Annotated in this window: 21 protein-coding genes; 10 read left to right on the top strand and 11 right to left on the bottom strand. The window is 61.5% G+C overall.

The features are described from left to right. Complete coding sequence (locus DHB74_RS08180) at positions 1–1,383, top strand: HAMP domain-containing sensor histidine kinase (protein WP_051610985.1); 1,383 nt, start codon at positions 1–3, stop codon at positions 1,381–1,383. Here DHB74_RS08180 and DHB74_RS08185 read toward each other — a convergent pair. Further along, entirely contained in the window at positions 1,308–1,871 is a 564-nt protein-coding gene (locus DHB74_RS08185) for a nitroreductase family protein (protein WP_036991113.1), read from the bottom strand. The genes DHB74_RS08180 and DHB74_RS08185 overlap by 76 nt on opposite strands. 56 nt (positions 1,872–1,927) lie before the next feature. On the opposite strand from DHB74_RS08185, the gene DHB74_RS08190 reads away from it, so the two are divergent. The 3 genes from DHB74_RS08190 to DHB74_RS08200 all read left to right on the top strand — a co-directional run bounded on the left by DHB74_RS08190 (position 1,928) and on the right by DHB74_RS08200 (position 4,361). Beyond that, positions 1,928–2,257 (top strand): Mpo1-like protein, encoded by a 330-nt coding sequence (locus tag DHB74_RS08190; protein WP_036990499.1) that lies wholly within the window; start codon positions 1,928–1,930, stop codon positions 2,255–2,257. Between the two features lie 89 nt (positions 2,258–2,346). Further along, positions 2,347–2,913, top strand: a complete 567-nt coding sequence (locus tag DHB74_RS08195; RefSeq protein WP_036990500.1) for an HD domain-containing protein — start codon at positions 2,347–2,349, stop codon at positions 2,911–2,913. Positions 2,914–2,981: 68 nt separating this feature from the next. After that, positions 2,982–4,361: an adenylate/guanylate cyclase domain-containing protein gene (locus DHB74_RS08200; protein WP_036991114.1), complete on the top strand. Its 1,380-nt coding sequence runs from the start codon at positions 2,982–2,984 to the stop codon at positions 4,359–4,361. Here the strand turns inward: DHB74_RS08200 and DHB74_RS08205 are convergent. Next, positions 4,354–5,190 (bottom strand): UDP-2,3-diacylglucosamine diphosphatase, encoded by an 837-nt coding sequence (locus DHB74_RS08205; protein ID WP_036990501.1) that lies wholly within the window; start codon positions 5,188–5,190, stop codon positions 4,354–4,356. The genes DHB74_RS08200 and DHB74_RS08205 overlap by 8 nt on opposite strands. A gap of 158 nt (positions 5,191–5,348) precedes the next feature. Between DHB74_RS08205 and DHB74_RS08210 the strand changes: the two genes are divergently transcribed. Beyond that, positions 5,349–7,544: a patatin-like phospholipase family protein gene (locus DHB74_RS08210; protein WP_036990502.1), complete on the top strand. Its 2,196-nt coding sequence runs from the start codon at positions 5,349–5,351 to the stop codon at positions 7,542–7,544. A 77-nt stretch (positions 7,545–7,621) separates the two neighbouring features. Here the strand turns inward: DHB74_RS08210 and recQ are convergent, their stop codons facing one another. Continuing rightward, positions 7,622–9,751 (bottom strand): DNA helicase RecQ, encoded by a 2,130-nt coding sequence (gene recQ, locus DHB74_RS08215; protein ID WP_280165482.1) that lies wholly within the window; start codon positions 9,749–9,751, stop codon positions 7,622–7,624. Positions 9,752–9,921: 170 nt separating this feature from the next. On the opposite strand from recQ, the gene DHB74_RS08220 reads away from it, so the two are divergent. Further along, positions 9,922–10,512, top strand: coding sequence for a UPF0149 family protein (locus DHB74_RS08220; RefSeq protein ID WP_036990504.1), 591 nt, complete (start codon positions 9,922–9,924; stop codon positions 10,510–10,512). A 53-nt stretch (positions 10,513–10,565) separates the two neighbouring features. Here the strand turns inward: DHB74_RS08220 and DHB74_RS08225 are convergent, their stop codons facing one another. From DHB74_RS08225 to DHB74_RS08245, 5 genes are all read right to left on the bottom strand, one after another. Further along, the gene (locus tag DHB74_RS08225; protein WP_280165481.1) at positions 10,566–11,510 is read right to left on the bottom strand and encodes a DMT family transporter; all 945 of its coding nucleotides are present in this window, start codon (positions 11,508–11,510) and stop codon (positions 10,566–10,568) included. Between the two features lie 131 nt (positions 11,511–11,641). Further along, a complete protein-coding gene (locus tag DHB74_RS08230; protein WP_074780504.1) occupies positions 11,642–12,277 on the bottom strand; it encodes a DsbA family protein in 636 nt (211 codons plus the stop codon). 12 nt (positions 12,278–12,289) lie between these two features. Further along, complete coding sequence (trhO, locus tag DHB74_RS08235) at positions 12,290–13,231, bottom strand: oxygen-dependent tRNA uridine(34) hydroxylase TrhO (protein ID WP_036990506.1); 942 nt, start codon at positions 13,229–13,231, stop codon at positions 12,290–12,292. A gap of 112 nt (positions 13,232–13,343) precedes the next feature. Next, a complete protein-coding gene (locus DHB74_RS08240; protein ID WP_036990507.1) occupies positions 13,344–13,658 on the bottom strand; it encodes a BolA family protein in 315 nt (104 codons plus the stop codon). 111 nt (positions 13,659–13,769) lie between these two features. Next, positions 13,770–14,276 carry a DUF2059 domain-containing protein gene (locus tag DHB74_RS08245; protein ID WP_063608004.1) on the bottom strand — a complete coding sequence of 169 codons (507 nt, stop codon included), beginning with the start codon at positions 14,274–14,276 and terminating at the stop codon, positions 13,770–13,772. A 75-nt stretch (positions 14,277–14,351) separates the two neighbouring features. Between DHB74_RS08245 and fumC the strand changes: the two genes are divergently transcribed. Beyond that, positions 14,352–15,752 (top strand): class II fumarate hydratase, encoded by a 1,401-nt coding sequence (gene fumC, locus DHB74_RS08250; protein ID WP_036990509.1) that lies wholly within the window; start codon positions 14,352–14,354, stop codon positions 15,750–15,752. Between the two features lie 122 nt (positions 15,753–15,874). Here the strand turns inward: fumC and DHB74_RS08255 are convergent, their stop codons facing one another. Continuing rightward, entirely contained in the window at positions 15,875–16,849 is a 975-nt protein-coding gene (locus DHB74_RS08255; protein WP_036991117.1) for a DMT family transporter, read from the bottom strand. Between the two features lie 433 nt (positions 16,850–17,282). Between DHB74_RS08255 and mnmC the strand changes: the two genes are divergently transcribed. After that, positions 17,283–19,265, top strand: a complete 1,983-nt coding sequence (gene mnmC, locus DHB74_RS08260) for a bifunctional tRNA (5-methylaminomethyl-2-thiouridine)(34)-methyltransferase MnmC2/FAD-dependent 5-carboxymethylaminomethyl-2-thiouridine(34) oxidoreductase MnmC1 (RefSeq protein ID WP_499161197.1) — start codon at positions 17,283–17,285, stop codon at positions 19,263–19,265. A 3-nt stretch (positions 19,266–19,268) separates the two neighbouring features. On the opposite strand, the gene DHB74_RS08265 is transcribed toward mnmC, so the two are convergent. Further along, positions 19,269–20,024, bottom strand: a complete 756-nt coding sequence (locus DHB74_RS08265; RefSeq protein WP_036990510.1) for a sulfite exporter TauE/SafE family protein — start codon at positions 20,022–20,024, stop codon at positions 19,269–19,271. Between the two features lie 77 nt (positions 20,025–20,101). On the opposite strand from DHB74_RS08265, the gene DHB74_RS08270 reads away from it, so the two are divergent. Both DHB74_RS08270 and DHB74_RS08275 read left to right on the top strand, forming a co-directional pair. Beyond that, positions 20,102–20,344 (top strand): YheU family protein, encoded by a 243-nt coding sequence (locus tag DHB74_RS08270; RefSeq protein WP_036990511.1) that lies wholly within the window; start codon positions 20,102–20,104, stop codon positions 20,342–20,344. A gap of 111 nt (positions 20,345–20,455) precedes the next feature. After that, positions 20,456–20,740 carry a hypothetical protein gene (locus tag DHB74_RS08275; protein WP_036990512.1) on the top strand — a complete coding sequence of 95 codons (285 nt, stop codon included), beginning with the start codon at positions 20,456–20,458 and terminating at the stop codon, positions 20,738–20,740. Between the two features lie 148 nt (positions 20,741–20,888). On the opposite strand, the gene recR is transcribed toward DHB74_RS08275, so the two are convergent. Then, positions 20,889–21,488 carry a recombination mediator RecR gene (gene recR / locus DHB74_RS08280; RefSeq protein ID WP_280165479.1) on the bottom strand — a complete coding sequence of 200 codons (600 nt, stop codon included), beginning with the start codon at positions 21,486–21,488 and terminating at the stop codon, positions 20,889–20,891. Positions 21,489–21,501: the final 13 nt, after the last annotated feature.

Raw genomic sequence — 21,501 nt, forward strand, 5'->3', positions numbered from 1 at the left:
ATGCGGCTGTTCTGGAAGGTCTTCGCCGTTCTCTGGCTCGCCACGCTGCTGGTGGGCGGTTCGGGCTTTCTGATCAGCCGCGCCTTGCAACAGGACTGGCTCCTGCTGCAATTTCACCCCAAATTGCGGGACTTCAGCGAACAGCTGGTCACCCTGTATGAACAGGACCCCGCGTCTGCCCAATCCTGGCTCGAAGCTCAACGCCGGCAACATCGGCTGCGGGCGCAGCTGTTCGATGCCCAGGGGCAGCGCCTGATTGAAGGCACCCTGCCCACGCTACCCCGTTTCGATCTGCCAGTGCCCAGCGGCCCGGAACGTACCCGCCATGGCCGGCTGTTCCAGCTCGGCTGGGATTCCCCACAGGCGCACTATCAATTGCTGTTGCACGTGCCGGCACCAGAGCTATTCCGCTGGCAACATACCCCGTTCGCCATGTTCACCAATATCAGCATGGCCCTGCTGCTGCTGGCGCTCCTCAGCCTATTGCTCAGCCGCTATCTGACCGGACCGCTGCGCAAGCTCGGCGTCGCCGCCCAGGACCTGGCCCACGGGCGGTTCGATGATCAGACCCTGGGTAACATCGGTCGGCGTCGGGACGAGATCGGCGAGTTGTCCCGGCGCTTCCAGAGCATGGGCAACCGTGTGCAGAGCCTGCTCGACAGTCAGAATCAACTGATGCGGGATATCTCCCATGAGCTGCGCTCGCCGCTGGCTCGCCTGCGCATCGGTCTGGCTCTTGGTAGCAAACAGGGCCTGGTAGCGGGCGATCCGTTATGGACGCGCCTGGACCGCGAGTGCAGCCGGCTGGACAGCCTGATCGGCGACATTCTCACCCTGAGCCGGCTGGATGCGCAGAACGTACCGCTGGAGCGGGTCGATGTGGATGCGTTGGTGGCCAATGCCGTAGAGGATGCGCGCTTCGCCGCCGCCCATCAGCGCCTGGAAATTCAGGGTAGCACCGGCCGTGCGATCCAGGGCTGGCCCGAGCAACTGGCCAGCGCGCTGGATAACTTGCTGCGCAATGCCCTGCGCTTCTCGCCCAACGATGGGTTGATCAGCGTAGTGCTGTCAGCCAGCCCCGAGGGTTGCGACATCCGCGTGATTGACCAAGGGCCGGGCGTGCCGCAGGAATGGCTCGAGCGCCTCGGCGAACCCTTCGCCCGGGTCCCGGGCCAGCCGGCAGATAGTGGTCACGGGTTGGGCCTGGCCATTGCCCGCCGCGCAATCATCCGCCATGGCGGCACCCTGAGTTTCAGTCAGGCTGCATCGGGCGGGCTATGCGCACGCATTCACCTGCCCACCCGTCCTCAACTGTCCGGCCAGCGGCGAAAAAAGTCCCGTGAGTCCAACACCGGAACCGATCTCGGGGCTCCCGTCGACTGACCCAGATACAGGTAGGCAACAATTTTCTCGTGGGCCTGCAGCCCCAGACCTTCATGAATCAGCGGATCATAGGCGGGTTCACCGGTACGCCATACTGCCCCCAGACCCAGTGCGTGGGCCGCCAACAGCATATTGCCGACGGCGACGGCGCAGGACATCTCCTGCTCTATTTCCGGCACCTTGGGATGGGCTTTCGGACTGCTGATGGCAATCACCACCATCGGTGCGCGCTGCGGCAATGAAGGCGCCCGCAGCACCTCCGGCGCCTGCGGGTCGCCAACTCGGGCCAACGCAGCCTCGGCAAACAACTCACCCAGGCGCTCCAGCCCCTGCCCTTCCAGCACCAAAAACCGCCAAGGCCGCAGCCGGGCATGATCCGGCGCCCGCAACGCCGCCTGAAACAGCGCCTCCTGTTGCTCGGCGCTGGGCGCCGGGCCAGTCAGGCGCGGTTCGGAAACCCGGTTGTGCAATGCGGTCAGTGCGTCCATTATCATCAGCTCCAGATACATGATTGCCGGATCATAACAAAACCAGGGAGAACATCATGTCTGATAGCGACACCACCAACCGGACCAGGGAGTTCCACTCCTTCGCCGAATTTTATCCGTTCTATCTCAGTGAACACAGCAACGACACCAGTCGGCGCCTGCATTATGTGGGCAGCACGCTGGTGCTGTTGATCCTGCTGTGGGCTATTGTCAGTGGCAATGTCTGGTGGTTGCTGGCCTTGCCGGTGGCCGGCTACGGCTTCGCCTGGGTGGGACACTTCTTCTTCGAAAAGAACCGCCCCGCCACGTTCAAATACCCGCTCTACAGTTTCATGGGTGACTGGGTGATGCTCAAGGACATGCTTACCGGACGTATCCGCTTCTGACCCCAGCGACAAATTGTCGAACGGCCGACAGTTGTCACGTCGGCCACCCTGTAGCATCGGCATACAACGACAAGAACCGGAGATATGCCATGAGCGAGCAACGCGCCACCTTCCGCGCCATGCAGGAAGGCACCGCCGAAGACTGGAGCCTTATCGCCAGTCACTTCCGTCCCTTTGCCCAACAGCTGCCTGATCGCATCCTCACTCACCTGAAGCTACTTGATGGCGACTTCGGCGGCTTCCCCATCGATCGACTGCAACATTCCTTGCAGACCGCCACGCGCGCCCACCGCGACGGGCGGGATGAAGAATATGTCATCTGCGCTCTGTTGCATGACATTGGCGACACCCTCGGCAGTTACAACCACCCTGACATCGCTGCCGCCATGCTCAAGCCTTTCGTTTCGGCGGAAAATCTATGGATGGTGGAAAAGCACGGTGTCTTCCAGGGCTACTACTTCTTCCATCATCTGGGCATGGATCGCCATCTGCGCGAACAGTTCAAGGATCACCCCCTATACCAGCGCACCGCCGAGTTCTGCGCACTATATGACGCACCGGCCTTCGACCCGGATTATCCGACAGAGCCACTGAGCTTTTTCGAGCCCATGTTGCGCCGCGTATTTGCCCGCCCGCGCCAGTCCATGTACGCCTGAGCTTTCCACCGCCTGCCTTGCATACTATGATCGGTCTGGCACACCATCAGGCCAGGGAAAGACTGATCATGACATTGCAAACCCGCATACAACCGGTACGCCCTCCACTCGAGGGCTACTACTCCCGGGTCATGGCCTATTTCTGCGTCGCTATCATCTTCACCGCCATAGCCTACGAGCAGGGGCTGACCACCCTGACCGGCGGGGTCATCATCTACTCGCTGCTGTATCCCCATGCCATCCGCCTGTTGACCGAGTTTCGCCGCCAGTCCGGCGCGCGCAACCTGCGCCTGGCCTTGCTGGCTCTGGATGCGCTGCACACCGGCGTGTTCATCACCCTATGCCAGTTCAGCCTGATTCCGAGCCTGGTTTTTCTACTGCTGATCAGCTTCGCCAGCATCATTATCGGCGGGCCGCTGTATTTGTTCGCCGCCAGCCTGCTGACCCTGGCGGGTTGCATGCTGTCGGCCGCCATTCTCACCCCCGAGCCACAACTGGTGAGCAGCCAGTTGCTGGCCTTCTGCAGTCTGGCCAGCGGTGGCACCTTCACGGTAACCATCGCCGCCTTCGTCTACCGCCAGGGGCGGCGTCTGGAGCAGGCACAGCAACTCATTAGCGCCGAGCAGGCAAAAACCGCTGAGCTGGCCAGCAACCTGGCCAAGTACCTCTCGCCTCAGGTCTGGGAATCGATCTTTTCCGGCAATCAGCGGGTCACTCTGGAAACCCATCGCAAGAAGCTGACCGTATTCTTCTCCGATATTCGCGGCTTCACCGAGCTGGCCGAAGAAATGGAAGCCGAGGCGCTGACCGATCTGCTCAATAACTATCTCAACGAAATGGCCCGCATCGCCCTGCAATATGGCGGCACCATCGACAAGTTCATCGGCGACAGCGTCATGGTGTTCTTTGGCGACCCGGTCAGCCGCGGCGCCAAGCAGGACGCCGAAGCTGCCGTGTCCATGGCCATCGCCATGCGCAAGCATATGAAAGTACTGCGTCAGCAATGGCGCAGCCAGGGCATCACCCGGCCACTGGAAATCCGCATGGGGTTGAGTACGGGCTATTGTACGGTGGGCAATTTCGGTGCAGATATGCGCATGGACTACACCATCATTGGCCGTGAAGTGAATCTCGCCAGCCGCCTGGAAAATGCCGCCGAGGCCGGCGAGATCCTCATTCCCCATGAGACCTGGTCGCTGATCAAGGATCTGATCATGTGCCGCGACAAGGGCCGGATCGAGGTCAAGGGTTTCAGCCGGCCGGTGCAGATCTATCAGGTGGTGGGGCTGCGCCGGGATCTGGGCGCAGCGCCCACTTTCGTCGAGCACGAGTTGCCTGGCTTTTCCATGTATCTGGATACCAATGGCATTCGCAACTATGACAAGGACGACATCGTCAAGGCGCTGGAATTGGCAGCGCGTAAACTGCGGGACAAGGTAATCATTTGATCAGCGTAACGGGCAGTGGCAACACCTCTTCTGTCGCCTCGACCTCGACTTCGCCCAAAGCTTCGCTCTCGGCCCAGTTATACTGCGCTATGCTGCCATCCCACTGCTCGATCAACGCGGTGCAGGATTCTACCCAGTCACCGCAATTGTGGTAGCTGATACCATTGACCTCGCGGATCTCCGCATGGTGGATATGCCCGCACACCACACCCTGCAGATCGCGCTTGCGACATTCATGGGCCAACGCCTCTTCGAATTCGCTGATGAAATTCACCGCCTTCTTCACGCGGTGCTTGAGGTAGCCGGACAATGACCAGTAACCATAGCCGTAGCGGCTGCGCCAGTAGTTGAGCCAGCGATTCAGGCGCAGACTGAATTCGTAGGCGTAGTCTCCGAGGAAGGCCAGCCAACGGTGACAGCGGGTAATGACATCGAACTGGTCACCATGAATGACCAGCAGTTTTCGGCCATCAGCGGTAACGTGCTCAGCCTCGTCCACCAACCGGATGTTGCCGATATTGAGGGTCGCATAACGGCGCAGGAATTCATCATGATTGCCAGTGACATAGGTCACCCGGGTGCCGCGCTTGCTCATGGTCAGGATGCGGCGAATGACATTAGTGTGTGATTGCGGCCAATACATGCTCTTGCGCAGCCGCCAGCCATCAATGATATCGCCGACCAGATATAGCTGGTCGCATTCGTACTCCTTGAGAAACCCTGCCAGCTTCTCGGCCTGACAGTCGCGTGTGCCCAGATGCACATCGGAAATCCAGATGGTGCGCACCCGCTGTTTGCCAACCGCCGAGAAATCTTCCACATGAGTCATCTGTCATCCCCCTTCCATCTCTGCGGTCAAACTAGTGTCACTGGGTGACCGGATGATGACGCTCACATGACCAAAAGATGACAGCCACGCAAAACAACCACAGTGTCGTATACAATGTGCCGTCGATTCGGTCACCTCGCTCAAAATCAGGCTTCGCCATGTTCAGACCCGTTATCCTGCTACTGTTGGTGCTGCTCCCGGCCCTGGCCGTGGCCCAGAACAACCCACCCTCCACCGAAATACGCACCGGCCTGGTGCTTTCCGGCGGCGGCGCCCGCGGTCTGGCACATATCGGCGTGCTCAAGCAGATCGAGGAACAGAACATTCCAATCCACGCCATTGCCGGCACCAGCATGGGCGCGGTGATCGGTGGTCTGTATGCGGCGGGCTACAGCGCCGATGAACTGGAGCAGATTGCACTGGAGATGGATTGGCCGGCGGCGCTCAGCGATTCGCCGTTGCGTGAGGATATTCCCTACCGCCGCAAGCAGGATGATCGTGATTTTCTGGTCAAGCAGCGCCTGACCTTCAAGGGTGGCAAGCTCAGCTTCCCGCTCGGCCTCCTGCAGGGCCAGAACCTGGGCCTGGTCCTGGAAAGCCTGCTGGTGCATACCAACGATATCGATGATTTTGACCGCCTGCCGATCCCCTTCCGCGCCGTGGCCACCGATATCGCCACCGGCGATGCCGTGGTGTTCAAGAGTGGTCATTTGCCCCAGGCCATCCGCGCCAGCATCGGCCTGCCCGGATTCTTCGCGCCGGTAATGGTCGATGGCCGCATGCTGGTAGACGGCGTGTTGTCGAAGAACCTGCCGGTGGATGTTGCCCGGGAAATGGGTGTGGATCGGGTCATCGTGGTGGATATCGCCACCCCGCTGAAACCGGCCGAGGACATGCACACCATCCTCGACATCATGGACCAGACCACCACCCTGCTGACTCGCAACAACACCCAGGAGCAACTGGCCACGCTGACCGAACAGGACCTGCTGCTGCAACCTGAACTGGGCAGCATCGCCTTCAGCAGTTTCGCCGAAGCCGATGAAGCCATCGACGCCGGCGCCCAGAGCCTGTTGCAATCACCGCACCTGCAGGCGTTCGCTCATCCGGCCAACGTGCAACAGCCTGGCGGCAACCTTGCCAGCAACCGTCCCCATCGCCAGCCGATCATCCATGAAATCCGGGTGGTCAACAGCGGCAAGGTCGCCGATGAAGTAGTGCGCAGCATGGTCCGTCAGCAGCTCGGCGAACCGCTGAATACCGATCACCTGGCCAAGGACATGGGCACCATTTACGGCACCGATTATTTCAGCCAGGTCAACTACGAGATTCTCCACGAGGGCGATCGCAACACCCTGCTGATCCGCACCAGCGGCCGGGAGACCGGTACGGATTATCTGCGCCTGGGGCTGAACCTGGTGGATGATTTCGAGGGCGGCAGCCAGTTCACCATGGGAGCCAGCTTCCGTGTCAATGGCGTCAACCCGCTGGGCGCTGAATGGCTGACGCGCCTGCAACTGGGCGAGCATCAGCAGTTGTACAGCGAGTTCTACCAGCCACTGGATTACGGTTCACGCTATTTCATCGCGCCCTTCATCGATGCCGAAGCACGCAACGTCGAAGTGATTCTGGACAACGATCCCGTCGCCGACTATCGCCAGCAGCGCTACGGCGCCGGCATCAATTTCGGCCGCCAGATCGCCAACAATGGTGAAGTCCGCTTCGGACTGTCGCGCTATTGGGGCGAATCCGAAATCCGCGTGGGTGACCCCGAGCAACCCACCCTTGAGTTCGATGAAGCCTTCTACTCACTGCAGGTCGATCGCGACACCCTGGATAACGTCAACTTCCCCCGCTCCGGAGACGCCGCACGCATACTCTGGCGCCAATCGGAACCCGATCTGGGGGCGGACGAGCGTTACCAGCAATTGGAAGTGCGGGCCAACAAGGCCTTCGCCTCGGGGCCCCACAGCTTTCAAATCGGCGCATCCCTTGGCCGCACCGACAGCGATGTCGATGTGGCCCAGAGCAGCTTCCTGCTCGGTGGCATTGGCAAGTTCTCGGGCTTTCGTCAGAACGGCCTGGCCGGACAGAACTACAACCTGGCGCGGGTGGTCTACTATCGCCAGCTGAACCCCGGCAGCACGCCGTTGACCATGCCCTTCTACCTGGGCGGCAGCCTGGAGTACGGCCGGGTCTACAACAAGGGCGAAGAGGCCCTGGATACCGGCTACATGGGCGCCGGCAGCCTACTACTGGGCATGGACACCTTCCTCGGTCCGCTGTTCTTCGGCATCGGTGCCAACCAGGAGGGCGAGCGGGCGTTATATATGAACCTGGGGCAGACATTCTAGGACGCCCCGACATTCAGTACAGCTTGCTGCGCCCAGGCCGGGATGGACCCCGGCCGATTGTCATCTCGACAACGCTCTCAGCCGCTGATTTCCAGTACCAGCGCGGCGCGGATACAGTGCAGCACGCCCTCCTCCACCGGCTCGTCCAGTTCCTGCGCAACGGCGCGTACGCCGGGCAGGTCTTCTTCCGCTTCATTGAGAAACAGATCCTGGATTCGCTCCAGCTGACCCGGTGGCAGGTCGATGGCCTGGTGCAGGTCCAGTTGACCGATGCTGATGGCCTGGGCCAGCTTTTGGTAGACCTGCCGGATCGGCAACCCGGTCTGCCGGGCAATCTGCTGCGCTTCCATGCCGGCCTGGGCCAGTGCCTGCACCTCATGGGCCTGATGTGCGGGCGCAGCGGTCTCCGCGCCACCCTCTTCCAGCAGCACCTGCAGGAAGTCCGCACCGTAACGCTCCAGCTTGTGCGCGCCAATACCACTGACCAGCGCCATGTCCTGCAATGTGGTCGGGCGCTGACGCAGCATATCGACCAGGGTCGAGTCGGCGAATACTACATAGGGCGGCACGCCATGGGCCTCGGCCAGGCGTTTGCGTAGCGCCCGCAGGTTTTCCCACAACGCCTTGTCGGCCTCGGCGATCACTGGCTTGTCGCTGGAGCGGCTGGGCACGCTGGCTGTACGGGATACATCCTTGCGCAGGGCCAAGGACTCCTCGCCGCGCAGCAGCGGGCGACAAGTGTCGGACAGCCGCAGACTGCCGAACCCATCCAGGTCGATTTCCGCCAGCCCGCGGGCGATCAGTTGGCGAAACACCGAGCGCCAGTCCTGCTCGCTCCACTGCTTGCCGATACCGTAGGTCGACAGGTGTTGATGCCCGGCGGTACGAATCTTCTCGTTGTCCCGGCCCAGCAGGATATCCACCAGATGGCCGACGCCGTAACGCTGGCCGCTGCGATAGACGGTGGACAGCGCCATCCGCGCCGCCTCGCTGCCGTCCCAGGTAGCAGCCGGCTCCCGGCAATTATCGCAGTTGCCGCAGGGCTCCTCGAGAACATCGCCAAAATAGCCAAGCAGGGACTGACGGCGGCAGGTGGTGATTTCGCACAGCGCCAACATGGCGTCGAGCTTGTGCCGCTCGATGCGCTTGTGCCGCTCATCACCGTCGGAGTTGGCCATGAACTGGTTGAGCATCAGCACATCCTGCAGGCCGTAGGCCATCCAGGCATCGGCGGGCAATCCATCACGACCGGCGCGACCGGTTTCCTGATAATAGGCTTCGATGCTCTTGGGCAGGTCCAGGTGGGCGACGAAGCGCACGTTGGACTTGTCGATGCCCATGCCGAAGGCAATGGTCGCCACCATGATCAAGCCTTCCTCGTTGAGGAAGCGCTTCTGGTGATAGGCGCGCAACTCCGGTGGCAGCCCCGCGTGATAAGGCAGCGCCGGCCAACCCTGGTCGCTGAGCCACTGCGCCGTGTCCTCGACCTTCTTGCGCGACAGGCAATAGACGATACCGGCATTGCCGCGCTGGTCCTTGAGAAAGCCCAGCAACTGCTGACGGGGCCGATCCTTGGGCACGATGCGGTAGAAGATGTTCGGCCGGTCGAAGCCGGACACGAAGCGCTTGGCATCCTCCAGCCGCAGGCGCTGGGCGATCTCCTCGCGGGTGCGTTCATCGGCGGTGGCGGTCAGCGCCATGCGCGGCACGCCCGGGAACAGCTCGGCCAACTGCCCCATCTGCAGGTATTCGGGGCGGAAGTCGTGACCCCATTGCGATACGCAGTGGGCTTCGTCGATGGCGAACAGGGCAATATCCAGGCTTTGCAGGAACTGCAGGGTGCGCGGCTTGAGCAGGCGCTCGGGCGCCAGATAGAGAAAATCCATCTCACCCCGGCGCAGCCGCTCGGCGATATCCCGGCGCTCAATCTCATCCAGCGTGGAGTTCAGTGCCGCCGCACGCAGCCCCAGCTCATTGAGGGTGGCGACCTGGTCATCCATCAGCGCGATCAACGGCGACACCACCACGGTGAGGCCCTCACGCAGCAGACCGGGAATCTGATAGCAGAGTGATTTGCCGCCACCGGTCGGCATCAGGACCAGGGCGTCGCCGCCGGTGGCGACCTGATCGATGATGTCCGCCTGATGCCCGCGAAACTCTCCGTAGCCGAAAATATCCCGCAGCCGCTGTAAGGCTTGCTCGCGCATGATTCTCCTTGCATGATTGCAGTCGGGCGGCCGATGTCGGCCGGCAGAAAGGGCCGATTATATCAGCCCGGTTGAGATTCGCTGTGATGAGGTGCTGGTATTGCCAATGCTTTGGCAATAATCCGGCCACGTGCGTACAATGCTGACCATTATCCATGATGAGGTGTGCCATGTCCTTCGCCGACCAACTCGAGCGCCTGCAGCAGTTTCTGGATGCTGACGATCTGCACGATGAAGCTCTCGATTATCTTGCCGGGCATGGTTACCTGACCGCCCTGTCCATCAGCCCCGTGGACGTTCCTGAACAGGAATGGATGTTCGAACTGTTCGCCGAAGAGCCGCAGTACACCGACGAAGCCCAGAAGGCCGACATCGAGAACACCCTGCGCGAACTCAAGTCCCTGATCGAACGCATTCTGGCCAGCGACGAAGAGCTGGAACCGCCGTGCGAATTGACTCTCGGTGACGAGCCGGACCTGTCCGATCTGCGCAGCTGGTGTGTGGGCTTCCTGGAAGGCGTGTTCATCCGTGAGGAAGACTGGTTCGCCCAGGACGAGGAAACCGTCAGCGAGCTGCTGCTGCCGATCATGGTCGGTTCCGGCCTGTTCGAAGACCAGCCCGAGTTCGCCGAGATAGCCCGGGACGAAGAGATGGTTCAGGACATGCTCGACCATATCCCCGACGTGCTGACCCAGCTCTACCTGCTGTTCCAGGCACCGGAAGAGAAAGCCCGCCCGGCACTGCTCGATCCCCGTCACTGAGCGTTCTGCTCGGACGTCTGAATCCCCCGCCCTGGCGGGGGACTCACACCACCTCACTGCTTGTATCCAGCGTCCTGTGTGATGCCCTCGTCATCTGTAGCGGGCGCGGTGTGATAGCGCGTGTCAGCCAGCTCATGATGGCTGGGGCGTGGACGGATACGCCGCTGCTGCAGGCCAATCAGCAACAATGGCACCACTATCATCGCGCTGCCAACCACGAACCACAGGTCCGGTACTTCGGCAAAAAACACCCAGCCAATGATCACCGCCCAGACCAGCGCAGTGTATTCCGCACTGGTGATCTGGTTGGCATCCACGTGTTTGTAGGCCAGCAATACACATACGTTGTAGCCAAGGATGAACAGTGCCGAGCCGAACGCGCTGATCAGCACCTCGCGGCTCCAGGCTGCACCTTCCCACCACGCCAAAGCCAGACACAGCGGCGTGATCATCAGGTAGTTGAGAAACAGCTTCTGTACCGTGGACTGATCGCGCGGCAGCCGGCGCACCAACACCGCGTTGATGGCCAGCGCAGCTGCGGTACCCAGGGCAGCCAGGGCCGCCCAACCGATCTCGACGGGCCGCAATATCACCAGGATCCCAGCGAACCCACTGATAACGGCGACCAGACTGAGCGTCGATAACCTTTCGCCAAAGAACATGACTGAAAGGATCATCACCATGATCGGCGCCACCATGAATACCGCATTGGCGGTAGCCAGTGGCAGAGCAATCAAGGCGTAGACCATGCAGATCATCCCGACCAGATGAACATGCCCGCGGATAAAATGCAGGACCCCACCTTCAAAGAAATGGCCGGTATCCAGGTGTTTCCAGAATGGCGCCAGCAACAGCAAGGTGATCACGCAGCGCAGGAAGGCGTACTGGAACACCGGGACGCCTTCCTCGAGAAACTTGACGAAGACATCCGAGATCACAGCAATGGCGTTGCCGACAACCAGCAATAGAATGGCGCTGCTGACTGTTTTTCCTGACATGACCGCCTCTGGCTAGCATTCAAAAGAAAGGATGTTCACCGCATCAGCGCAGCGCCGGCTCGATGCCCGCAAGCGGGCGTGCAGCTCACACGGCCAGTTGGACGCCCAGCGCGCTTCGCCCGTCCGCAAGCTCAGTCCGGGAGCCTGTCGCCCGCCTCGACCCAACGCCGCAACAAGGGCAGCAACGAGGCTGCCGGCTGATAACCATTACCCAACAACGCCAACTGCCCGTTGCGTTCGGCCAACAGGGTCGGGAAGCCGCTGATACCCAGATCGCCCACCCAGGCAAAATCCGCAGCCAGCATCACCCGTGTCTCCGGGGCATCAAAGGCCTCGATGAAGTCGTTGCGGCTGTATCCGGCCCCTTCGGCCAGATCGGTCAGCACGCCAGCCTGAGTGACATCAATAGCCTGGGTATAGAAGGCACTCTGGATGGCTTTGACCAGCGCCCACAGTTTTCCGGCATCGAGTTCCCGCCCCACCACCAGCGCCCGGCAGGCGGGCTCGGTGTTATAGACAAAGGCCGCGGGCAGGTCATCAGGCGTCAGCACCGGCTGGCCGGTCGCCGCGTGCACGGCCTGCCAGTGTTCCGCCAGCGCCAGGCGCGTCGAGTCCTGCATGGGATCGGTCACGCCAGGGCGCAGCCCGCCGGGTACCAGATGCAGATCCAGCTGGGGAAACGCTGCCTGGATAGCATCGATCACCGGAGCGAAGCCCCAGCACCAGGAACACATGGGGTCCATCACATAGATCAGGCGCTGGGACATGCAGTACTCCGATTACTTTGCGTTAGGGCTGGCCAGTTCCGGCTGCAGGCCGATGGGATGCGGCTGTTGGCGCAGCTTGGCCAACTTGACCTGGCGCTGTCGTTCCTCGGCACGCCGCCGGGTTTTCTCCGGCAGACTGTCATAACAATGCGGACAGCTGATACCTTCCTCGTACTGCACCGAGGCCATGTCTTCAGCCGATACCGGATGGCGGCAGGCGTGGCATTGGTCGAACGAACCCGGCGCCAGATCGTGGCGTACCGTGACGCGGTTATCGAACACGAAACACTCGCCGTCCCACTTGCTCTGCTCCGCCGGCACCTCTTCGAAATACTTCAGGATGCCACCCTTGAGATGATAGACCTCATCGAAGCCTTCCTTGAGCATAAAGCTCGAGGCCTTCTCGCAGCGAATGCCGCCGGTGCAGAACATGGCGACTTTCTTGTGTTTCTGCGGATCGAACTGCTGACGAACGTAATCAGGAAACTCGCGGAAGGATTTGGTCTGCGGATCGATGGCACCTTCGAAGGTACCGATCGACACTTCGTAATCGTTGCGGGTGTCGATCAACAGCACTTCCGGGTCGCTGATCAGATCATTCCAGTCCTTCGGCTCGACATAGGCCCCCACTTTTTCATTGGGACTGATGCCGGGAATGCCAATGGTGACGATTTCCTTCTTCAGCTTGACCTTGGTGCGGTAGAAAGGCATTTCCTCGCAGAGGGATTCCTTCCAGTCCAGATCACTCAGGCGCGGGTCCCGGCGCAGCCATTCAAGCAGCGCTGCGGTGCCTGCGCGGCTCCCGGCCACGGTACCGTTGATGCCTTCCAGCGCCAGCAACAGGGTGCCCTTGACGCCGTTGGCGATCATGGTATCCAGCAGCGGCTGGCGCAGGTCTTCGAAGTCTTCCAGGGTGACGAACTTGTACAGCGCCACCACGACGATATTGGACATGCCATTCCTCTTTTCGGTAATCGCCCGCGTAAAGGGCGTACTTTGGGGGCGGCAAGTTTAACAAAGTTGAGAGCCAGCCGGCATGCGGATTATCGGCCGGGGCGCATCCGCTTCAGTGGTCCGCCTTGCTGCCGCCCATGCAGTTGGGCGAATCCGGTGCCAGGCCACTGGCCTGCCACTCGGCGGGCGAATAGGTATGCAATGCCAGCGCGTGGATCTGCTGCATCAGGTCGCCCAGTGTGCGATAGACCGCCTGATGCCGCTTCACGGCATTCAGACCTTCGAACTCGTCGCTGACGATCACCAGCTTGAAATGCGACTCCGAGCCCGGCGGTACGGCGTGCATGTGGCTCTCATTGAGCAGTTCGAGATGGCTGGGCGCCAGGCTTTGCAGAGCCTGTTCCAGTGCTGCCTGGGTGGTGCTCATGGCTTGTCTCCTTGATTGATCAATGCATTGTATCCGGCTCATCTGTCCCGGTCAGCCGCACCGGCTTTGGTTAATGGCAGACCAATAGCGCATTCACACCGCGCAGCAGCGCTACCGCAACCCCGCCTGCCGCCCCTCGACCTCGGCTTCCATCGCCTGCACCAACTGCTCCAATTGTGGCGAAATGTGTTGCTCGAGGCGTTCGCGGGTGATGGCCATGGAATCACGGGTCAGTTCAGGCAGATGCTCCATCAGCTTGCTGCCCGCCGGAGAGCGGTAGAACGCAGCCAGTTGCTCGAACTCCTCTTCGCTGAAGACCGGCAGATACAGATCAATCAGGTCATCACGGATGGCATCCCAGCTCAACTGGGCGTTCAGAATGTCCCGGGCCTGCCGCTGGTAATCACGCAGCACCGATTCATACTGCATCGAGCCACCCATCTGGGTAAAACGGGCCGTCAGCAACTGTTCGACCTGGGTATAGACCGGCGCCGTCATATCCTCGGCATTGGCCAGCTTGAGAAAGCGCTCGGCACTGCTCCGGTGTGACGCCTCGTCAGCCTGGGCCAACTGCCCCAGGAAAAGACAACAGACCATCAGGCTAGGTAGTAAACGCATGGATGGCAGCTCCGGTGGGTTGAACGGGCGCCTATACTGGCAGGTCACATATCCATCAGCAACGAGGGGGCGCATATGAACACACGTACCGAGACCGACAGCATGGGCGGCATCGAGGTGCCGGCAGACCGCTACTGGGGTGCGCAGACCCAACGCTCACTGCACAACTTCGCCATCGGCGAGGAGCGCATCCCCCTGACGGTGGTGCATGCCCTGGCGCTGATCAAAAAGGCCGCCGCGCGCACCAATCTGCAGTTGGGCAATCTGGATGCGCCGCTGGCGGAGTTGATCAGCCAGGCCGCGGATGAGGTCATTACCGGCCAGCTGGATGAGCATTTCCCCCTCTCCGTCTGGCAGACCGGCAGCGGCACCCAGAGCAACATGAATATCAACGAGGTCCTCGCCAACCGCGCCAACGAGCTGGCTGGCCAGCCCCGTGGCGGCAAAACACCGGTACACCCGAACGATCACGTCAACCGCTCGCAAAGCTCCAATGATACCTTCCCCAGCGCCATGCACGTGGCGGCCGCCACCCAGGTCCGCCAGCAACTGCTGCCCGCGGTACAGGCTCTGCGCGACAGCCTGGATGAACAGGCCCGCCGCCACGCGGACCTGATCAAGATCGGCCGCACCCACCTGATGGACGCCACCCCGGTGACCTTCGGCCAGGAGCTCTCCGCCTTCGTTGTACAGCTGGATATGGGGATCAGGGCCGTGGAGCAAGCATTGCCGGAGGTCTACGCTCTGGCCCAGGGCGGCACGGCGGTGGGCACCGGCCTGAATGCACCACCGCGCTTTGCCGGAATGCTTGCCGCCGAGGTGGCAAGCCTCAGCGGCCTGCCCTTCACCAGCGCCGCCAACAAGTTCGCCGCCCTGAGCGGGCATGAACCGCTGGTACAACTGCACGCTGCCTGCAAGCAACTGGCGGTAACACTGATGAAATTGGCCAATGACCTGCGCCTGCTGGGCAGCGGGCCGCGGGCCGGGCTGGCCGAGGTCAGGTTGCCGGCCAACGAACCGGGCAGCTCGATCATGCCCGGCAAGGTCAACCCGACCCAGTGCGAGGCGCTGTCAATGATTGCCTGCCAGGTCATGGGCAATGACGTGACCCTGGGCATGGCGGCGAGCTACGGCCAGTTGCAGCTGAACGTGTTCAAACCGGTGATCATCCATGCCCTGCTGCAGTCAGTGCGCCTGCTGACCGACGGCTGCGACAGTTTCCGCGAGCACTGTGTGGAAGGCATGCAACCTGACACCGAGCGCATGCGCGAGCATCTGGACAACAGCTTGATGCTGGTCACCGCATTGAATCCGGTCATCGGCTATGACAAGGCCGCCGAAATCGCCAAGAAAGCCTACGCCGAGGGAACATCGTTGCGTCATGCGGCGCTGGCACTGGGCTATCTGGATGAGCAGGCCTTCGACCAGGCAGTGCAGCCGCAGGCGATGCTGGGGGACCGGACGACCAGGGCCTGAAGTCCCCGGCTATGGCAGTGATGGGAGTGGCTTGCCCGCGAATGGACCTGGCAGAAAAGCCTCGCGAAGACCGCTCCCACATAGAAACCCTCGGGGCCGGTCAGAAACCTGCCCCGCAATCACTACTCCAGCGGCGGCGTGACTGTCAGCCGCCGCAGCCGACGGTTCTCCAGTTTCTGCAGCAGGCTGGGCGCGAGGGCGATCAGCGCCGAGCCGGACACCACCAGCAGCGCTCCCAGATAGGCGAGGCTGTTCAAGAGTTCGGGCTTGATCACCGCAGGCCACAGCATCGAGCCCAGCGCGACCAGGGCAAAGGTGAACAACGGCGTGGTGGCCACGGTGGCGCTGACCCGGGATGCTTCCCAGTGCACCAACGCCTCAGCGAAGGCGCCATAGGCCACCAGGGTATTCAGGCAGCAGCCGAGCAGCAGCCACAGCTGCAGTTGGTTCAACTGCGTGATCTGGCTCGGCGTGGCGAGGGGTGCCAACAGCACCGCGCAGGCCAGGTAGATCACCATCATGATGGTGACCGACGACCAGATGGTCAGCAACTGCTTCTGGGCCAACCCATACAAGGCCCAGGCGAAAGCTGCGGCCAGGGTGATCAGGATGCCCAGCGTGTAGTCGCTCAGTTGAGTAAACAGCTCCACCAGGCGTTGATTGAAGAACAGCCCGAAGCCAAGCAACAGTACCGCCAGACCCAACAACTGACCGATACCGAAACGCTCCTTGAATACCAGCATGCTGCCCAGCATCAGCATGATCGGGGCGATCTGGATCATCAGTTGCATGGTGCCGGGCGTCAGCCGATCCAGTGCCAACACGTACAACACATAGTTGCAGGCCAGGCCGAGCACCGCGACCAGGAGCAGCCAGCGGTTGCGTGTGGACAACGCGCGGATCGAGGGCAACCGCCGGCGGGCTGCCAGCCATAGCAACAGCACCAGGCCGGATGACAGCATGCGGTACCAGGAAACGGTAAAGGCATCCATGCCGTTGAGCACCTCCTTGAGCATGATCGGCAGCACACCCCAGAGGGTGGTGGTGGTCAATGCCAATAGAAATCCGTACAGCCAGCGACCGGATGCGACGTGCATGATGTTTCTCGGAGAAAAAGGGAAGAGACGGCTATTGTAGAGCCCGGCGCGACCGAATGGATAGCCACGCATCGTCAAAACAGAGACTCAGCGCAATTGGCAGCAATTTGCATGTAGCCAATTCGTCTAACGGCGCGTCTCAGCTGTTCTACCATGAAATACAGATCCGCTATTTCTGGTCAGATCATTGCGGCAGACCGGCCGCATCCATACACTGGTGCTGTCGCCTTATCCGGCGCAGACAGCAGGGCAACCTACGAGGACGCCCGGCACACAAAAATAAAAGGTGTCACTTATGAAACTTGATATTCAGGGTAAATTGCCCAGCGTCGCTCTGGTTTTTCTCGCCACTTGGCTGTTGTTGATTCTACCCAATATGGGGTGATGGCTTTTCACGATACAATCAGCGGCTTCAGTTTGTGCCGGAGCCCTCGTGAAATCACCATCCTTTGCAGATCTGAGCTGGTCCGCTGACGGACAGCCGTTTTCCACCCAGTTCGGCGATGTGTACTTCTCCCGCGACTCGGGACTGGAGGAAACGCGCCATGTGTTCCTGCAACACAACGATCTGCCGCAGCGCTGGGCGACTCTCCAACCTGGCTCCCGCTTCTGCATCGGCGAAACCGGTTTTGGCACCGGCCTGAATTTTCTCTGCGCCTGGCAGCTATGGGACCGGGTCGCTCCCGCCGACGCCCGCCTGCATTTCGTCAGCACCGAAAAGTTTCCGCTGAGCACCGACGACCTCCATCGCGCCCTGGCGTTATGGCCGGAGTTGCAGCCCTGGGCCAAGCAGTTACTCGCCCATTACAGCGACCTCGCACCCGGCTGGCAGCAGTTTTCCTTGGCCGATGGCCGCGTCACCCTGACCCTGTTGGTGGGTGACCTGCTGGACAGTCTGCCGCAGTTGGACGCCTCGGTGGATGCCTGGTTTCTCGATGGCTTCGCGCCGGCGAAGAACCCGGACATGTGGCAGCCGGCTCTCTATGAGCAGATGGCGCGCTTGTCGCATCAGCACACCACGATGGCGACCTTTACCAGTGTCGGCGATGTGCGCCGCGGATTGCAGGCGGTCGGTTTTGCCATGCGCAAGGTCAAGGGTTATGGCCGCAAGCGCGAGATGCTGGCCGGGGTGCTGCAACAGCCGTCAGGGCAGCAATGGAGCGCGCCCTGGTATCAACGCCCGGCGCCACTGGCCGACCGGGCACGCACAGCACTGGTGATCGGTGCCGGACTGGCCGGTTGCAGTACCGCCTTCGCCCTCGCCCGCCGCGGCTGGCAGGTCACCGTAATCGAGCGCCACGCCACTCCCGCAGCGGAAGCCTCCGGCAACCCGCAGGGCATCCTCTACACCAAGCTGTCACCGCACCAGACCCCGCTGTCGCGCTTCGTGCAGACCAGCTATGCCTACAGCTTGCGCCTGCTGAATGAGGTGCTGGAACCGGGGGAAGACAGCTGGTCGGCCTGCGGTGTGCTGCAGCTGAGTACCGATGACAAGGAGGCTGCGCGCCATCGCCAGCTGGGTGAACAGGGCTACCCGCCGAGTTTTCTGCACAGCGTTGATGCGGAACAGGCCAGCGCCCTCGCCGGCTTCGGCGTTCAGCGCGACGGACTGTTCTTTCCGGGCGCCGGCTGGGCCAGCCCGCCGATTTTCTGTCAAGCGCTGTTGCGGCACGCCAATATCCGCTTGCTGACCGGCAGCGCAGTGGCACAGTTGGAACAAGGTGATGGGCAATGGCAGGCATTGGACGCCGACGGCCAGTGTATTGCCAGCGGCAGCATCGCGGTCATCTGCAGCGCCGCCGACAGTCGCCGTTTCCAGCAGAGCAGCCATCTGCCGCTCAAGTCCATTCGCGGGCAGATCACCCATTTACCGGCTACCGACGCGAGTCTAGGATTGAAAACGGTGCTGTGCGCCGAGGGCTATATTTCCCCCGCGCGCCAGGGCGAGCATCACCTGGGCGCCAGCTTCCGCTTCGATCGGCTGGATACCGAGCCCAGCCCCGAGGAGAACCTGTCGAACCTGGAGATCCTGACCAGCCTGTCGCCAGCCCTCAGCACCGCCCTGCAGCCGGAGCAGTACGATCCGGCGCAGCTGATCGCTCGCGCTGCGCTGCGCTGCACCTCACCGGACTACCTGCCGCTGATCGGCCCGCTGACCGATGCCGATGCCTTTCGTGCGGATTACGCCGCGCTGGCCAAGGATGCATCGCGCCAGCCACAGACGCCGGCCAGTTGGTACCCCGGCCTGTATCTGAATACCGCCCATGGCTCCCGCGGTCTGGTTACCTGCCCGCTGAGTGGCGAGCTGATCGCCGCCTGGGTCGAGGGGGAGCCGCTGCCTTTGCCCCGCGACCTGGCCGAGGCCGTGCATCCAAGCCGCTTTCTGTTGCGTCAATTGATCCGCGGCCAGGCCTGAAGCTCAGAACAGCAGCATGCGGATGCCATCCCAGAGCAACTTGCAACCGGTAAAGAACAGGAAGAGGTAGCACAATCGGTAGATCAGCTCCTGGTTGCTGCGCTGCAGCAGCCAGAAGCCCATGCGGATGCCGATCGGCGCCAGCGGCAGCAGCACCAGAGCAGTCAGCAGCTTGCTGGTGTCGAATTGTCCGAGCTGGATATAGGCCGGTACCTTGGCCAGATTCACCACGGCAAAGAATACCGCGATGGTGCCCATCAGCACGGTCTTGTCGAGTTTCTGTGGTAACAGGTAGATATTGATCGGCGGCCCGCCGGCGTGGATGCCGAAACTGGTGAAGCCGGCGACCGCGCCCCAGAACCCGCCCCGCCAGTTGCTTACCCCACGTACCGGCGGCTCGCCCTTGCGCAACCAGATGTTCAGGGTAAACACCACGGCGATGATACCGACCATCAGTCGAATATGGGCGTCACTCATCCAGCGAAAACTCAACCAGGCCAACAGCGTACCGACCAGCGCCGCCGGAATGATGATCTTCAGATTGGGGATGCTCCAGCGACCGCGGAAGGTGCGTAGTGCCACCAGATCCATGGTACAGAGGATCGGCAACAGGATGGCGGCGGCCTCCTGCGGCGGCATGACCAGGGACATCAGCGGGACGGAGAGAATAGCGATGTTGCCGCCAAAGCCACCCTTGGCGATGCCGTACAACAACACGGCGGGGATGGCGGCCAGATAGAACAGCGGATCGGTAATCATTGGAACCAGTCATATCAACAAAGGCGCTCAGTGTATCATTGACGCAACACGGCACAGTCATCCAGGAAGTAGACCTTATGCTGATACCCCACACCCTGCTCGACCCCGACGTATTCCAGCGCATGCTGGAGGACTTCGTCACCCGCGATGGCACCGATAACGGCTATGACGACACCCTGAGCCAGCGCGTGGAGCGTTTGCGCCGGCTGATCGAACGTGGCGAAGTGCTGATCGTATTCCATCCTGACACCGGCGATACCAGCCTGAGCCACCGCCGGGATGTTCCCGCCGAATTGCTGCGGGATGCCGCCGAGGATTGAGAACCACCCTGCTTCAGGGTGACGCAGGGCCACCATGGCGCTTGGAGGATGCCAAGCGAAGGACTAAGATAGAGGTCTTTACACCCCCATGCGGGTTTGACGAGGTAAACGATGAAATTGCGCTCCCCCCTGATTATTGCTGCCCTGCTGGGTTTTGCTGCCACCGCATCGGCCCAGACCGTTGTGTGCACCCCGGAAGCAGCCCTGAAGAAAGCTGAAGAAACCGCGGTCACCATCAACCGCATCGCTGCCGGCAAGCCGGACAAGGCGGAGCGTATGCATGAACAACTCAAGGCCCTCCAGGAGCGCGACCCCACCCAGAGCCACCATGGCGCCTGTGAAGCCTATGACCGCATCATCAAGGAACTGGAGCAGCAAGACGCCAGCGGCAACTGAGTAGTCATGAGGGCTGGCTATGTTGCAGACACCTCAGCCCGCCGCACGACCTGTTCGGAGTTAGGTCTGTCTTGTGGGAGCGGGCTTGCCCGCGAACAGGCCTGACAGAACTCCTCGCGGCCAAGGCCGCTCCCACAAGAAATCGGAATCAGCCAATCGCCGTTCGCCCAGCCAACGCATGGGCCAGCGTCCCGCCATCGATGAATTCCAGCTCACCTCCCAGTGGCACCCCGTGGGCAATGCGCGATACCTTGATCCCCTGCGGTTTGAGCAGCCCGGCGATATAATGCGCCGTCGCCTCACCTTCCACCGTCGGGTTGGTCGCCAGAATCACCTCGGTCACCGCACTGCCTTCGACGCGCTCCAGCAACGCCGGTATACCAATCTCTTCCGGCCCCAGGCCATCAATCGGTGACAGGTGGCCCTTGAGCACGAAATAGCGCCCTCGAAAGCTGCCCGCCATTTCCACTGCCCACACATCCGCCGGGCTCTGCAACACACACAGCAACCCATCATCCCGGCGCGGGTCATCACACATATCACATATTTCGGTCTCGCTCAGCGTCCGACAACGGCGGCAGTAACCCACGCCTTCCATCGCCGACTCCAGCGCATGGGCCAGGTGCCGCCCCGCTTCACGATCGCGCTCCAGCAGGTTCAGCGCCATGCGCTGCGCGGTTTTCGGCCCAACGCCGGGCAGCCCGCGCAATGCATCGATCAATTGGCGAATCAGGGGACTGAAACTCATACCGATATGGCTC

The organism is Pseudomonas sp. G11-1 (assembly GCF_024031555.1).
Lineage (GTDB): Bacteria > Pseudomonadota > Gammaproteobacteria > Pseudomonadales > Pseudomonadaceae > Halopseudomonas > Halopseudomonas bauzanensis.

Coding starts and splice junctions, on each gene's coding strand:
- DHB74_RS08180 (WP_051610985.1), top strand. CDS start 1: ATGCGGCTGTTCTGGAAGGTCTTCGCCGTTCTCTGGCTCGCCACGCTG.
- DHB74_RS08185 (WP_036991113.1), bottom strand. CDS start 1,871: ATGGACGCACTGACCGCATTGCACAACCGGGTTTCCGAACCGCGCCTG.
- DHB74_RS08190 (WP_036990499.1), top strand. CDS start 1,928: ATGTCTGATAGCGACACCACCAACCGGACCAGGGAGTTCCACTCCTTC.
- DHB74_RS08195 (WP_036990500.1), top strand. CDS start 2,347: ATGAGCGAGCAACGCGCCACCTTCCGCGCCATGCAGGAAGGCACCGCC.
- DHB74_RS08200 (WP_036991114.1), top strand. CDS start 2,982: ATGACATTGCAAACCCGCATACAACCGGTACGCCCTCCACTCGAGGGC.
- DHB74_RS08205 (WP_036990501.1), bottom strand. CDS start 5,190: ATGACTCATGTGGAAGATTTCTCGGCGGTTGGCAAACAGCGGGTGCGC.
- DHB74_RS08210 (WP_036990502.1), top strand. CDS start 5,349: ATGTTCAGACCCGTTATCCTGCTACTGTTGGTGCTGCTCCCGGCCCTG.
- recQ (WP_280165482.1), bottom strand. CDS start 9,751: ATGCGCGAGCAAGCCTTACAGCGGCTGCGGGATATTTTCGGCTACGGA.
- DHB74_RS08220 (WP_036990504.1), top strand. CDS start 9,922: ATGTCCTTCGCCGACCAACTCGAGCGCCTGCAGCAGTTTCTGGATGCT.
- DHB74_RS08225 (WP_280165481.1), bottom strand. CDS start 11,510: ATGTCAGGAAAAACAGTCAGCAGCGCCATTCTATTGCTGGTTGTCGGC.
- DHB74_RS08230 (WP_074780504.1), bottom strand. CDS start 12,277: ATGTCCCAGCGCCTGATCTATGTGATGGACCCCATGTGTTCCTGGTGC.
- trhO (WP_036990506.1), bottom strand. CDS start 13,231: ATGTCCAATATCGTCGTGGTGGCGCTGTACAAGTTCGTCACCCTGGAA.
- DHB74_RS08240 (WP_036990507.1), bottom strand. CDS start 13,658: ATGAGCACCACCCAGGCAGCACTGGAACAGGCTCTGCAAAGCCTGGCG.
- DHB74_RS08245 (WP_063608004.1), bottom strand. CDS start 14,276: ATGCGTTTACTACCTAGCCTGATGGTCTGTTGTCTTTTCCTGGGGCAG.
- fumC (WP_036990509.1), top strand. CDS start 14,352: ATGAACACACGTACCGAGACCGACAGCATGGGCGGCATCGAGGTGCCG.
- DHB74_RS08255 (WP_036991117.1), bottom strand. CDS start 16,849: ATGCACGTCGCATCCGGTCGCTGGCTGTACGGATTTCTATTGGCATTG.
- DHB74_RS08265 (WP_036990510.1), bottom strand. CDS start 20,024: ATGATTACCGATCCGCTGTTCTATCTGGCCGCCATCCCCGCCGTGTTG.
- DHB74_RS08270 (WP_036990511.1), top strand. CDS start 20,102: ATGCTGATACCCCACACCCTGCTCGACCCCGACGTATTCCAGCGCATG.
- DHB74_RS08275 (WP_036990512.1), top strand. CDS start 20,456: ATGAAATTGCGCTCCCCCCTGATTATTGCTGCCCTGCTGGGTTTTGCT.
- recR (WP_280165479.1), bottom strand. CDS start 21,488: ATGAGTTTCAGTCCCCTGATTCGCCAATTGATCGATGCATTGCGCGGG.